General features: G+C 56.7%; 15 protein-coding genes. 6 read left to right on the forward strand and 9 right to left on the reverse strand.

Annotated features, from left to right (window positions below; all coding sequences use genetic code 11):
- Positions 1-66: 66 nt before the first annotated feature.
- The 3 genes from ACR0K4_RS13945 to ACR0K4_RS13955 form a co-directional block, all read right to left on the reverse strand.
- Positions 67-1,170: a DNA methyltransferase gene (locus ACR0K4_RS13945; RefSeq protein WP_480854457.1), complete on the reverse strand. Its 1,104-nt coding sequence runs from the start codon at positions 1,168-1,170 to the stop codon at positions 67-69.
- A 105-nt stretch (positions 1,171-1,275) separates the two neighbouring features.
- Entirely contained in the window at positions 1,276-1,893 is a 618-nt protein-coding gene (locus ACR0K4_RS13950; RefSeq protein WP_480854458.1) for a ribonuclease HII, read from the reverse strand.
- 114 nt (positions 1,894-2,007) lie between these two features.
- Positions 2,008-2,493, reverse strand: a complete 486-nt coding sequence (locus ACR0K4_RS13955; RefSeq protein ID WP_480854459.1) for a hypothetical protein — start codon at positions 2,491-2,493, stop codon at positions 2,008-2,010.
- 176 nt (positions 2,494-2,669) lie between these two features.
- Between ACR0K4_RS13955 and ACR0K4_RS13960 the strand changes: the two genes are divergently transcribed.
- The 3 genes from ACR0K4_RS13960 (at position 2,670) to ACR0K4_RS13970 (ending at position 5,293) form a co-directional block, all read left to right on the forward strand.
- On the forward strand, positions 2,670-2,957 hold the full coding sequence (locus tag ACR0K4_RS13960; protein ID WP_480854460.1) for a hypothetical protein: 288 nt from the start codon (positions 2,670-2,672) through the stop codon (positions 2,955-2,957).
- Positions 2,929-3,630, forward strand: coding sequence for a winged helix-turn-helix domain-containing protein (locus tag ACR0K4_RS13965; RefSeq protein ID WP_480519494.1), 702 nt, complete (start codon positions 2,929-2,931; stop codon positions 3,628-3,630). Before ACR0K4_RS13960 ends, ACR0K4_RS13965 begins: the two co-directional genes overlap by 29 nt.
- Positions 3,631-3,721: 91 nt before the next feature.
- A complete protein-coding gene (locus ACR0K4_RS13970) occupies positions 3,722-5,293 on the forward strand; it encodes a DUF427 domain-containing protein (protein ID WP_480854461.1) in 1,572 nt (523 codons plus the stop codon).
- Positions 5,294-5,303: 10 nt separating this feature from the next.
- Here the strand turns inward: ACR0K4_RS13970 and ACR0K4_RS13975 are convergent, their stop codons facing one another.
- The 6 genes from ACR0K4_RS13975 to ACR0K4_RS14000 all read right to left on the reverse strand — a co-directional run bounded on the left by ACR0K4_RS13975 (position 5,304) and on the right by ACR0K4_RS14000 (position 9,020).
- Positions 5,304-6,101, reverse strand: coding sequence for a DUF1217 domain-containing protein (locus ACR0K4_RS13975; protein WP_480854462.1), 798 nt, complete (start codon positions 6,099-6,101; stop codon positions 5,304-5,306).
- On the reverse strand, positions 6,098-6,499 hold the full coding sequence (flbT, locus tag ACR0K4_RS13980; protein WP_480519488.1) for a flagellar biosynthesis repressor FlbT: 402 nt from the start codon (positions 6,497-6,499) through the stop codon (positions 6,098-6,100). The genes ACR0K4_RS13975 and flbT overlap by 4 nt, the downstream gene beginning before the upstream one ends.
- Entirely contained in the window at positions 6,496-6,873 is a 378-nt protein-coding gene (flaF, locus tag ACR0K4_RS13985) for a flagellar biosynthesis regulator FlaF (RefSeq protein WP_480854463.1), read from the reverse strand. Before flaF ends, flbT begins: the two co-directional genes overlap by 4 nt.
- A gap of 78 nt (positions 6,874-6,951) precedes the next feature.
- Positions 6,952-8,199, reverse strand: coding sequence for a flagellin N-terminal helical domain-containing protein (locus tag ACR0K4_RS13990; protein ID WP_480519484.1), 1,248 nt, complete (start codon positions 8,197-8,199; stop codon positions 6,952-6,954).
- Between the two features lie 208 nt (positions 8,200-8,407).
- Positions 8,408-8,755, reverse strand: a complete 348-nt coding sequence (locus ACR0K4_RS13995; RefSeq protein ID WP_480519482.1) for a flagellar biosynthesis protein FlgN — start codon at positions 8,753-8,755, stop codon at positions 8,408-8,410.
- Positions 8,745-9,020: a rod-binding protein gene (locus tag ACR0K4_RS14000; RefSeq protein WP_480854464.1), complete on the reverse strand. Its 276-nt coding sequence runs from the start codon at positions 9,018-9,020 to the stop codon at positions 8,745-8,747. Before ACR0K4_RS14000 ends, ACR0K4_RS13995 begins: the two co-directional genes overlap by 11 nt.
- Before the next feature lie 110 nt (positions 9,021-9,130).
- Between ACR0K4_RS14000 and ACR0K4_RS14005 the strand changes: the two genes are divergently transcribed.
- The 3 genes from ACR0K4_RS14005 to ACR0K4_RS14015 are packed head-to-tail and all read left to right on the forward strand — an operon-like array spanning position 9,131 to position 11,908.
- A complete protein-coding gene (locus ACR0K4_RS14005; RefSeq protein WP_480854466.1) occupies positions 9,131-10,318 on the forward strand; it encodes a flagellar hook-length control protein FliK in 1,188 nt (395 codons plus the stop codon).
- Positions 10,319-10,321: 3 nt separating this feature from the next.
- Positions 10,322-10,984, forward strand: a complete 663-nt coding sequence (locus tag ACR0K4_RS14010) for a flagellar hook capping FlgD N-terminal domain-containing protein (RefSeq protein ID WP_480854468.1) — start codon at positions 10,322-10,324, stop codon at positions 10,982-10,984.
- Positions 10,985-11,038: 54 nt separating this feature from the next.
- Positions 11,039-11,908: a phosphotransferase gene (locus ACR0K4_RS14015; RefSeq protein ID WP_480854469.1), complete on the forward strand. Its 870-nt coding sequence runs from the start codon at positions 11,039-11,041 to the stop codon at positions 11,906-11,908.
- Positions 11,909-11,910 lie beyond the last annotated feature (2 nt).

An 11,910-nucleotide genomic window follows, 5' to 3' on the forward strand; every position in this document is an offset into this window, starting at 1 on the left:
AGACCCCGCCGGGCACGGCGGGGCAAGGCTTAGTGCCATGTGTCAGGCCACAGGCACCGGCGGTATTCAGTTGTGCATTTCAGCCCTGATCTGCTGGCGCAGCACGTCGATCGGCACGGTCTTGCCATCGCGCTTGAAGCACCAATAGGTCCAGCCATTACAGGACGGCGCGTTTTCCAGATGCGCCCCCACCTGATGAATCGAGCCCTTGACGTTGTCACCCACCAAAGTTCCATCGGCGCGCACCTTGGCCTTGTGGCGCTGGTTCATGGAATAAAGCTCTTCGCCTGGTCGCAGCATGCCACGTTCGACCAGTTGACCAAACGGCACGCGCGGCTCGGCGCGTTTGCTGGCGCTGACCTCTAGCGCCTCACGGTCAAACTTGCGGACCTTGGCGATGCGCTTCTCGGCCACCTTGCGGTAACTTTCCTCGCGCTCGATCCCGATGAATTCGCGGCCCAGCATCTTAGCAACGGCCCCGGTTGTGCCGGTGCCAAAGAACGGGTCCAGCACTACGTCGCCGGGATTGGTCGAGCCGATCAGCACCCGGTGCAGCAGCGATTCCGGCTTCTGTGTCGGATGCGCCTTGTCGCCGTTCTCATCCTTCAGGCGTTCATGCCCGGTGCAGATTGGCAGCACCCAATCGCTGCGCATCTGCACACCTTCGTTCAGGGCCTTCAGCGCCTCATAGTTGAACGTGTACTTCGCGCCTTCGCGCTTGGACGCCCAGATCATCGTCTCATGCGCGTTGGTGAACCGCTTGCCGCGGAAATTCGGCATCGGGTTCGATTTGCGCCAGACAACGTCGTTCAAAATCCAGTATCCCGCATCCTGCAAAGCCGAGCCCACACGGAAGATATTGTGATATGAGCCAATCACCCAGATCGCACCATTGGGTTTCAGCAGCCGATGCGCCGCCGTCAGCCATTCGCGGGTGAACTGGTCATAGGCCCCAAAGCTTGAAAACTGATCCCAGTGATCATCGACCGCATCAACCTGAGAATTATCGGGCCGGTGCAACTGACCCTTCAGCTGCAGATTATATGGGGGGTCCGCGAAAATCAGGTCAACCGACGCCTCGGGCAGACTGTTCATCACCTCGATGCAGTCCCCGGATAGAATCGTGTTTAAAGGGAGCGCGGCTGCGCCCTTTGTCTTGATTGTGGTCATATCACTGCCTCAGTTCCACGGCGCTTTTGCGCTCATTTGGTTGAGACAAAGATGAGTCAAAGATGATTCGTCGTCAAATTCTTTTTTGAATCAGTGACTTACGATTTACTCTTGATACAAGATATTGTGGACCGGTTTGAACGAACGTCTATGGTGTGGGGTCACACCAAGATTTCGCAGCGCCTCGCGATGCATTTTTGTCGGATAGCCTGCGTTTGACTCCCATCCATAACCAGGATGCTGTTGCGCCAAATCCACCATGACCTGATCGCGCCAGTTTTTTGCAATGATTGACGCCGCCGCAATTGAAACTGATCGTGCATCCCCCTTGACCACCGCTTGCGATGGCAGGCCCAGATGGCGCGGAATCATATTCCCATCGATCAACAGATAATCCGGCGGCGGGTCCAGCGCGGCCACCGCGCGCTCCATCGCAAGGTGCGAGGCGCGCAGGATATTGTGTTCGTCAATTTCAGCGACCGAGGCTTCGGCGACAGCCATTTCAGCCCGCGTCCGCAAGGCATCCTCCAACACAGCGCGCCGCTTTGCCGTCAGCTTTTTTGAATCGTTCAGCCCATCCGGAATATCATCCGGGTTCAAAACAACTGCTGCCGCCACAACCGGACCTGCCAGCGGGCCGCGCCCCACCTCGTCCACGCCTGCGATCCGGAAATATCCGCGCGCCAGCAGTGCCTGTTCCAATTCGAAATTTGGTGTCGTCATATATCCGGAAAACCGCGTTTCGCGGCACGGTGCAAGAAAAAAGAAAGGGGTGACTTAAGCCACCCCTTCCCAGCGCGGCGCTTCTTTTTGGCGCCGCTCCTGCTCGAAACCCAATTACCGATAAACCACGCGGTATCCGTTGTGGCGCAGGCATGACGGTTCATACGCCCGCTTTACCGTCTTGCCATTCCAGAAACCGACCTTGCACTGCTGGGGCAGGCTATGGGCATGTTTGTAATGCTTTTTCAGACATTTCGGCGCCAGCAGAGGCTGATGATGTGAATAGTGTTCATATTTGCGCAAACAGCGCTGCGGCAGATTATACCGGGCCACGTGCTTTGGCAGCGGTCGCACATGGTGCTTTTTTGCCTTGTGCTGGTGGTGCTTCTTCTTTTTCACATAATGTTTCTTCACGTATTTTTGCGACACCGAGTCTTTGCGCTGTTCCTTGTGATAGTGATGCGCTGCTGCGCCAATGATGGCGATAGCCGCCAAACCACCCAGAAGATCGCGTGTATCCGCAGCCCGGGCTTGCGAGGCTGACACACCGGTAATGGCAACTGCGGTCGCAACGATCAGAGCAATGAATTTCTTATGCATGATGCAGGTCCTTTCGGGTTCTGAGGCGACCCCGTTACGGACCGCGTACTTGATGCCCCAAACCTGCGCCCACCCCCATCAGACAAGCAATATCGACAGGTTGTTATCGGATATCAGCACTGCGAACCCCCTACAGTTATTGAATATCCGACCAACACATGCGCAGGATGCAGCTTATGAAACAGATCCTCTCTTCTCTGCTCATAGTGGCGCTGGTATCGGTTGGCTCTGCGGCGTCAGCAGCGGATTGTTATGCCGATTACAAGGCCAAACAGGACAATCCCCTGCGGCTGCATTACGGCGTCATGAAGGTGTCGGGCTGCAGCAAGGGCAAGGCAAAAAATGAAGTCGCCAAGCGATTGAAACGGTCGGGGTGGACGCTGCTGAATGTCATGTCCGTCTTTGGACCGGAAGGGTTGGATCAAAGGAAGGCCAATGCCGGAAAATTCTATCTCCGTTACTGAGGCCCGCCGGTCCGGTGTCCGTCTGGTCGGCCTGGGTATTGCCGCCATCGTCGTGATCCTTGTGACCGCGGCGGTGTTTCTGTTTTGGACCCTGCCCGATGCCAACGCCTTCAACGCGAGAGTCGAGCGGCTGTTTGTCGAATCTGATCTGACCTCGCAGTCCGAAATTCGCCTGTTGGAAATTCTGGCGCAATCCGGCACTGCGTTTGCGGATACGCTGTCCAGCTACCGGATGGTGATCTTTGTCCTGCTGGTCTTTGCCAGTGCCATGCTGGTGACCGCATTGGTATTTCTGGTCATGCTGGTGCTTCTGAACCGCCGCATGGCGCAGATCGAACGGACAGGTATTCAGGTCACGTCCCTGCTGATCAGCCGGGAAGAGAACACGGTTTATCTTAACAACATGGATTTCAAACTGACCCCGGCGGCGATGGAGACCCTTTCGGTGCTGGCTGAATCCCGCCTGGACGATGAAGTTCTGTCGGGCGTCCAGATCGAGGCGATGATCTCGGGCAAAAATGCCGCCGATTGTGACGAGGCGGCCGGCGCCACCCGGATCAAACGCTTGCGCGATGCGTTGGGAAATCAGATGGTCAGCGAATTGCTGGTCAAGAATATCGCCAAGAAAGGCTATATGCTGTCGATCGAAAAAGACGTGATTCAGATGGTCTGACACCGTTTTTCGCGGTAGATTCGCGGCTTCCCCTTGGAATCCTATCGCCAAAGGCCCATCCTTGAGGGACCCAGGGCTCGGGAGGTTACAAATGAACGTCCACGCCACACCAAAACTCAAAGGCTATGGAATTTCGGTCGAACCGCTGCAGGGTCGCATCGCGATTTATCGTGGCGATATCATGCTGGCCGAAAGTCACAATGCCAAGGTCATGTACGAAACCCGGTTGCCGCCCGCCATCTACGTGCCGCGCGCGGATCTGTGTGTCGAATTGAGCCCCGAGACGGAATTGCAGACCTTCTGCCCCTTCAAAGGCACGGCGACCTATCATGATATCAGCCTGCCTGATGAACGTTTGACAAATTCCATCTGGGCCTACGAGGACGCCCTGCCGGAAAGTGCCGCGATTCAGGGGCATATCGGTTTTGCGCCGGATGCTGCCACGCGGGTTGATCTTGGGGAAAACACACTGCGCGATCCCGATGACGGTAATATCAGTGGCCCTCTGATCGATTGGCTGATGCGCGGCGCGTCGGAGATTCAGTCACCGGTCGCCTTCACCCAGGCACTGGCTGAAAAGATGCTGGAACACGGTATCGCCATTCAGCGCCTCAGCACGCTGGTCTGGTCTCTGCACCCGCTGATCGCTGGCAAGCACTATGTCTGGGAGAAAGATGCCGAGGAAATTTCGACCTTCACCCCAACTTATGAAATTCACGATCACCCGGCCTTCACCAACAGCCCCTTACGGCATGTGTCGAACGGGCTGGGCGGGGTGCGTCAGCGTTTGAACGACGACAATCCGCATAACAGTTTTCCCATCATCGAGGATTTGCGCGCCAAGGGCGCAACGGATTACGTCGCGATGCCTTTGCCCTTTTCCGATGGACGAACAAATGTGCTGACGCTGACCTGCGATCACCCCGACGGGTTCACAACCGAAAACCTTGGTCTGGTTTTTGAATGCTCCTCGGTCATCGCACGGTTTTACGAGGTGTTCACCCAACGCGAAAACGCGCAGGTCCTGCTGGAAACCTATGTCGGCAAACGGTCGGGCGCGCGGGTTCTGGGCGGAGAAATCCGGCGCGGAGACGGCGATGACATCGATGCGGCGATCATGTTCTGCGATCTGCGCAACTCGACCTCATTGGAAGAACAGCTTGGTCGCAGCGCCTATATCAACGTCCTGAACGCGTTTTTCGAAACCGTGTCCGGTATCGTGCACGACCATGATGGTGAAGTTCTGAAATTCATCGGCGACGCTGTGCTGGCTGTATTCCCGGCAGGGGACAACGCCGCGCAGGCCCGTTCGAACGCCCAAAGCTCGGCCGTCAAAATCGTCGAAAAACTGGCCGAGTTGCGCAGCTCGGACGCTGATCATCACTGCGACTGTTCCATCGGCGTCGCCTATGGGCAGGTGACATATGGCAATGTCGGTTCACAAGAACGGCTGGATTTCACTGTGATCGGCCAAGCTGCCAATGTAGCGGCACGATTGGGTGAATATGGAAAGTCTATAGGTCACAGAGTCGTTGTCTCGCAGGATATCGAGCCCGCATGCGAACATGCGATTTCGCTAGGACCAATTCAATTGCACAACGTGTCTAAACCTGTGTCTTCTTACGCGTTACGCGGCCCAGCAGATGAGGTTCTGGATGCCTGATCGACAAGATTCAGGAAATCGCTCCCAACAGGATCAGCGCGGTTTGGCCCGGCGAGGCTACAGACTGCAAACTGGCAATCTGCTCGCGAGCCAGATAAGTATCTGTAAGCTTCTGCAGGGCTTGCGGGTCGGTAAACTGTGAAAGGTCGGGGGATCCTGTTTGACGGGACAGTCTGTCGCGAAAGATCGTGGTTTGTTTGTCGAGTTCCAGTTGCGCAAATGAAGAAGGCAGTCCCAGTGCGGTTTCCATCATCTTTCGAAGCGGCGGCAGCCCCATCAGATCCAGCCATTTTCGCGTTTCGCTACCGCCTTGTCCGGCTAATTCCGACAATGCGTGCTGAGCAAAAAGCGCAACGCGCATCGAGTCATTCGTTTCGCCAACCAACACTTCGAACCGGGCGACCAGATTGTCCTGTGCAATCTTTTCCATATTGGTGATCAGCCCGGTTTTGGGCGTGTCACCTGGCCCCAGGCCAAAGGCATCGGAGAAATCACGGTATCGGCTGTCGGCCAATCTGTTGGCCAAAGCATCCTCGGCCCGGGTGCCATCCGATAAAATCTTCTGGATGAAGAACCGGTTGTTCAGATCATCCTGCAGACCAAAGGCTCCCAATGCGACCTGCAGCAAACGCCTGTCCGACACCAGGTCTTCTGCTTTGCGTACCTTTCCGATGTTTTCCAGAAAATACTCTGTATCGCGCCGATTAACGTTCGACTCGGAATAGCTTTGGAATTGGGTGTCATACGTGCGCTGCAGAAATCGCCAACCAACCAGTCCTCCGCTGGGTATGACCGGCTGAAAGGTCATTGCTGATACGCCATCAGACGTTCTTCGCGCGGCAGCAAGGATCGCAGCGACTTCAGACATTTATAGTATTGCCCGGCGACCAGAGCTTCGGTCGTTTCGGCCAGAACCCGTCGGCTGTCGGCGTCAGTGAAAACCTGGCTCAATTCCTCGACCCGGCGCAGCAATTGCTGACGGGACTGCTCAGGCTCTGCATCGCCTGACAATACCAGCTGGGCGGCGTAACAAACACGGCGCACGGGTGTGTTGACCTCTTCCGGGTGGATGGCATCACGCAGGCGCAGCACATTCGCCTGAGGCGTCATAATAGAGAACCGACTACGGCGATCACCGTTTTCAATTACCACGCCGTTGATCAAAACCCGTTCCTTGGGGGCCAGTTTCAGAACCAAACCGCTCATCCATTACCTCGCATCTGACGCAGCCCGCGCAAGACAGACATATTGATCTCAAGCAGCGGCTCAATCGGGGCTTTGTTTCCCAAAACCTGACTACTGTGATGTTCCGTGAATTCGGCAAGGTAGAAGATTCGGGCCCGCAACTCGTTGGGCAGACCGTTATCCGAATCCGACACTCCCGATGCCAGCACACTCCACAACCGGCGATTTTCGTGCAGCGCCTGCACAAAGCCCGCGAAATCTGTTGCCTTTCGAGCTGCCGCCGCTTTTAACCGATGCGTTATTTTTGAGATCGCTTCATATTCCGTATCCCGGGGCGTTCGCGTCGGAGGAGCCGATTGCGCGTATCCGCGCTGGGCGAAGGTTTGCGGTGTCACTTGAAATCCTTCCAATTGTTCTTCTAAGGACGATCAATTCCGGCGCGCGTGAAACGCGCGCCGGGTTGGTGCCTGTAATTAGCGGAACAACGACAGGATGGACTGCGGTGCCTGGTTCGCAATCGACAGCGATTGTGTCGCCAATTGCTGTTGTACCTGTAGCGCCTGCAGACGGGCCGAGGTTTCTTCCATATCCGCATCCACCAGCGATCCGATCCCCGATTTGAAGGAATCCGACAGGTTCGAAATGAATTCTTTCTGAGTTTCAATCCGACCCTGCGCCGAGCCAAACGCAGCCGAGGCGTCAATCGATGTGTCGATCAATGTTTCGATCGTCCCCAAAGCCGCTGATGCACCCGCGCTTGTGGTCACGTCAATCGATGCCAATGCCCCAAGGCCGCCCGAATTTGCGTTGGTAAACTGAGCCGACACGGTCACATCCCGATCTGCGTCAGCGCCAGCTGTGGCTGTGCCGGTCACGAAGGACAGCGTACCCGGAGAACCAGAATCATAATCGATGGCAACGCCGGTAATCCCCAATGCATCGATCTGGTTTTTCAAACCTACGGCAACGATCGCGTCTGTATAGGCCGAATCATACGTCCCCGATGGGTCCAGATCCCCGGCCTGAACGGTGTACGACGCAACCTTGTCGCCGATGGTGATGGAAACCTTGTCGCCAGCGGCAAAGTTATCGGTCGAACTGTCGATGACGATGTCGCCCGATCCGCCTGCTTTGTCCATGGTGAAACCAGCCGCGTCATTGTCGGTGGTCACGTTGTCCGAACCCGCCAGAACGCCCTTGCTCACATACCCGCCGGTCGACAGGTTTTGTGCCGCGACCGAAATCGACGAGGCTGATACGTTGCCGCCGGAATCACGATCAAGCGAAGCCAGAACCGAGGCCGAGCTGGCAGACCCGTCAACAAGGTTCAGCCCATTGAACTGTGCCGCACCAACAACCGAGGCAATCTGATCACGCAATGCGGCCACATCGGTATTGATCTTTGCCCTGTCAACGTTGTCTTCCTGCGCCGCGACAATCTTGCTTTTCATCTGGGTCAGCAGGTCTGTCACGGTCTCCGAGGCGTTGCGGGCAACAGCGACCGTCGATTCGCCAAGCGCCAGGCTGTCCTTGATCGCGTTGAACCCTTTGACGTCCGACTCCATCACTTTCGAAATCGCCCAGACAGCCGAGTTGTCCTTGGCCGTTGCCACGTCCTTGCCGGTGGAAATGGCGTTCTGGGTCATTGCAAGGTTTTTGTTGACCGACTTGAGCGTTTGCAGCGCAACCATTGCGCCATTATTCGTCAGAATGCTGGACATATTTGTCATCCTTCATGCGTTCGGGCGCGTTTGACGCCCCTGTTGAACCCGCCAATCGGCAGGTGGTCTGTCGTTCTGACGTTTGCGTGGTGCCGCCCGGCCCACGCGCCACTTGGTCTTTCAAGTGCCCGCTCACTGTGGACGACGATCCCCTAACGGAGTGCTAAAACGCACAACCGAAAACCGTCGGATTTTAGTCAAACCGCTCTTACGCCCGCTTTTCCAACTTAGCTTGGCCACGAATGGTATACCCGCTGCGCTGCCCGGCGGCGTCATATGTACTGAACTCCTGTCGGACCTGCCGCAACTCCGACATTCGGGTTGCAACCGCGCGAATCCCATCAGCAGCCGCATTCAACAGCGCCTGATTTCGCGCAACTTTTTTTTGCAGACGAATCAGATCCTCGCGGGCCAGAACCTGCAGATCATTGATCTTGTTGATCAGTCTCTCTTTTTCGGGCAGCACGTGATCCAGATGATCAAGCTGCCCGTCCACGAGGGCCGTCCGCTCGTGATCCAGCAGGTCTTCGAGGGTTTGGATCAGGTCAGTCGACATTGGTTTTCTCCGTCATTGCCGTGAACAGAACTTCCGACAGGCCAATTCCCCCGGACTGCGCGATGTGCCGGGCCTGATGTTGCACGAGAATCGAGGCGAACTGATCCTCGCCCGAACCGCCACCAAAGGACGATCTGGCCTGACCCAGCCCGGCGGATTTCAACATCTCGGCCAGAAAGGTGGCTTCCAATTCCACGACCGCGGCCTTCAATTTCTGTGTCGGCGGGGTAATTTGCGCAGTGACACTGGTGATCGGTAGTTTCATCGGATTCTCCGAATTTTCATTGGAATTTCCCCGATCAAAGAGCAAAGCGGTTAAAATAAACGTAACCTCCTGCGGGCACTATCCGGGCAGTCCTTAGGAGCCGGAAGAAAATGCCCAATCCCCTGACATCTCTCCTACCCGCGCCCGCCGAGGGCGCGAAATCAAGCGTTCTCAAGACCAGGCAGAAGGAATCGGATACTGCGTTTTCTTTTGAAGACATTTTTAGTGAAGAGACGACAGAAGAGGGTGCAACCGTTGAAGTGGACGTTGATCTGGTGGCAGAATCTGAACAGGATCTAGATAAGGAGGATGCCGAGCCAGTGGTATCGTCCGCCGATGATACGCCGCTGGATCCTGAGATGGCGGTGACGTTCGGGCCGCACGCCCAAAGCGATCAGTCGGATAAAGGGTCCAATAACCCAGCTGAGACTGCCCATCTGGTGGTGATGTCGCAGCCCGCGATGCAGCCGCATCATTTACCCCAAAAAGCGCAACCCGATCCGCTGCGCGTTGAAAATGCCGATATGGTCTCGTCACAGGTTCGAAACGGCAACAAAGCGCAGCTCGGGGTATTTCTGCCGACAACGCGGCAGGAGCCGTCGATAGAGGCGCAGCCGCAGAACCCCGGACCGGGTATTGTGTCGCCGGACCGGTTTTCGAAAGCTCGGGCCGAAGGCACCTTGAACGCGCAAGGGACGCAGGGTTTTACCGCCAAAACAAAGACCCCAGCGCCGGTGGTTGCCGCAAAAGCGGAACCGTCGCAACCACACCCCTTCGCTATCAAAGAAGACATAGCCGTCGAGATGAATGACTTGGATCCGCCGCCCCCGACACGCGAAACCACAGCAACGCAAAGCACACGGGACAAAGTCGAGGTGCCCGCCACTGCATCGGGCCGCGCCGAAACGGCCCGGGCCATTGCCGGACAATTGGCAGCTGCGGTGTCGCCACGCCCCGGATCGGGCGGGGTCGAGATCGCGCTTAATCCCGAAGAACTGGGCCGCGTCTCCATAACTTTGAATGGCCGCGAAGACGGTCTGATGGTTTCAATAGCAGTCGAGCGGCCCGAGACGCTGGATCTGATGCGCCGCCATATCTCGGTCCTTTCGGCCGAGTTTCAAAGGATGGGCTATGGCGCAATGTCTTTCGACCTAGGGTCATCCGACAAAGACTGGCAGGACACCGACGCGTCAGATACCCGCGTTTCGAGCGAGGTCGAGACACCTGACGATGTTCCAGACCGTGACGAGCATCCCCAACCAATGGCCTCGGTCCGCGGCCTTGATATGAGGCTTTGACCCATGATCCCAACTGTTCAATCCACCAGCCCAACGCCGTCCGCACAAAAATCGGACCCAGGGGCATCTTCCGGCCTTACATCGGACTTCGAAACCTTCCTGCGCATGTTGACCGCTCAGGCGAGGAATCAGGACCCGTTGGAGCCTCTGGATTCATCAGAGTATGCGTCGCAGCTGGCCCAGTTTTCGATGGTCGAGCAGCAAGTCAAAACCAACGATATGCTCACCGATCTGGCGCAATCGTTCGCGAGCGCCAATCTGGGGCAATTGACGCAATGGGTTGGCATGGAGGTTCAGTCCGCCGCCGCATTCCATTTCGGCAATACACCTGTGACCTTGTACGCAAAAGCGGACGCCAGCGCGGACAAGGCGGATCTGGTGGTTAAGAACGCGCAAGGCACTGTTGTCAGTCGCGTTTCGGTTCCGGTAGATCAGTCAAGTTTTCAATGGGCGGGCGTCGATCAAAACGGAACACCACTGCCCGCAGGGGCGTATTCAGCACAAATCGAGAGTTTCAGGGGTCGCGATCTGGTGTCGAGCCAACCCGTCTCGGCATTCAGTCGCGTCGTTCAGGCCCAAGGTGGGGCAGACGGCATTATCTTGACCTTGAACAGCGGCGCCCGGATTGCCAGCGATCAGGTCTCGCAAATCCGAACAGGTTCTTGATCTGAGACCATCGGCAGGTCAAAGGTAAGCGATAGCGACTCATCCCAATTTTTGGTGTCCGCCCTGACTGATCTGCCGCCCCCCTCTTCTCTGATCAAACATCTATGCAGCCGACATCTGGTCGAACCCGATGCCCGGTTCGAAACCCTGTATGGCGGGCGCACGAACCAGGTGTGGAAAGTGCTGGGTGGTGCCGGTGATACGGTGTTAAAGCTGTATCGCGCAGGGTTCCAAAACCCACTGTTCCGCAACGACGCCAATCTGGAGGCATCCTGCCTCAACGCCTTGAAAGACACCGGGTTCGTTCCAAACCTGCGGGCCAGTGGACAGTTTGAGGCAGTCAACTGGGTCATCTACGATCACGCCCCGGGAACCCCCTGGCGCTCCGGTGTCGCAGATGTTGCGCACCTGCTGAGGCGTGTGCATCAGAGCCAAGCTGCTCTGAATACCCCGAAAGGGGTCAATGGCAGCAGAGAATTGCACCGACATACGCTCGAGATTCTCTCTCACTGCAGCGCCTCACGCCGAAACGAGCTTATGCGGTTGCAGCCTGAAAACTCGGTCGAGCCATTGGCGCTAACCCATCTGATCCATGGGGACCCCGTTGCAGGCAATATTCTGCGTTCGGCGCAGGGGCTTACCCTGATTGACTGGCAATGCCCAGCCATGGGCGATCCATGCGAAGACCTGGCAATGTTCCTGTCGCCTGCGATGCAGGCGATTTATCGCGGCACTGCCTTGTCGGCTGAGGAACAGTCCGAATTTCTCAATGCGTACGGACTGGCTGACAGAGTTGACCGTTACGAAAAGCTGCGCCCCTGGTTTGCGTGGCGGATGGCTTCGTATTGCCTATGGCGGCTCGAAAACGGTGCGCCGGACTATGCGGTTGGGCTGGATTTGGAACTGACGGCTTTACAAACCTGATC

The organism is Ruegeria sp. K11, assembly GCF_056531905.1.

What these genes read in the sequence shown, in the direction of transcription:
- ACR0K4_RS13945 (WP_480854457.1), bottom strand. Translation starts at nt 1,170, where the DNA reads ATGACCACAATCAAGACAAAGGGCGCAGCCGCGCTCCCTTTAAACACG.
- ACR0K4_RS13950 (WP_480854458.1), bottom strand. Translation starts at nt 1,893, where the DNA reads ATGACGACACCAAATTTCGAATTGGAACAGGCACTGCTGGCGCGCGGA.
- ACR0K4_RS13955 (WP_480854459.1), bottom strand. Translation starts at nt 2,493, where the DNA reads ATGCATAAGAAATTCATTGCTCTGATCGTTGCGACCGCAGTTGCCATT.
- ACR0K4_RS13960 (WP_480854460.1), top strand. Translation starts at nt 2,670, where the DNA reads ATGAAACAGATCCTCTCTTCTCTGCTCATAGTGGCGCTGGTATCGGTT.
- ACR0K4_RS13965 (WP_480519494.1), top strand. Translation starts at nt 2,929, where the DNA reads ATGCCGGAAAATTCTATCTCCGTTACTGAGGCCCGCCGGTCCGGTGTC.
- ACR0K4_RS13970 (WP_480854461.1), top strand. Translation starts at nt 3,722, where the DNA reads ATGAACGTCCACGCCACACCAAAACTCAAAGGCTATGGAATTTCGGTC.
- ACR0K4_RS13975 (WP_480854462.1), bottom strand. Translation starts at nt 6,101, where the DNA reads ATGACCTTTCAGCCGGTCATACCCAGCGGAGGACTGGTTGGTTGGCGA.
- flbT (WP_480519488.1), bottom strand. Translation starts at nt 6,499, where the DNA reads ATGAGCGGTTTGGTTCTGAAACTGGCCCCCAAGGAACGGGTTTTGATC.
- ACR0K4_RS13990 (WP_480519484.1), bottom strand. Translation starts at nt 8,199, where the DNA reads ATGTCCAGCATTCTGACGAATAATGGCGCAATGGTTGCGCTGCAAACG.
- ACR0K4_RS13995 (WP_480519482.1), bottom strand. Translation starts at nt 8,755, where the DNA reads ATGTCGACTGACCTGATCCAAACCCTCGAAGACCTGCTGGATCACGAG.
- ACR0K4_RS14000 (WP_480854464.1), bottom strand. Translation starts at nt 9,020, where the DNA reads ATGAAACTACCGATCACCAGTGTCACTGCGCAAATTACCCCGCCGACA.
- ACR0K4_RS14005 (WP_480854466.1), top strand. Translation starts at nt 9,131, where the DNA reads ATGCCCAATCCCCTGACATCTCTCCTACCCGCGCCCGCCGAGGGCGCG.
- ACR0K4_RS14010 (WP_480854468.1), top strand. Translation starts at nt 10,322, where the DNA reads ATGATCCCAACTGTTCAATCCACCAGCCCAACGCCGTCCGCACAAAAA.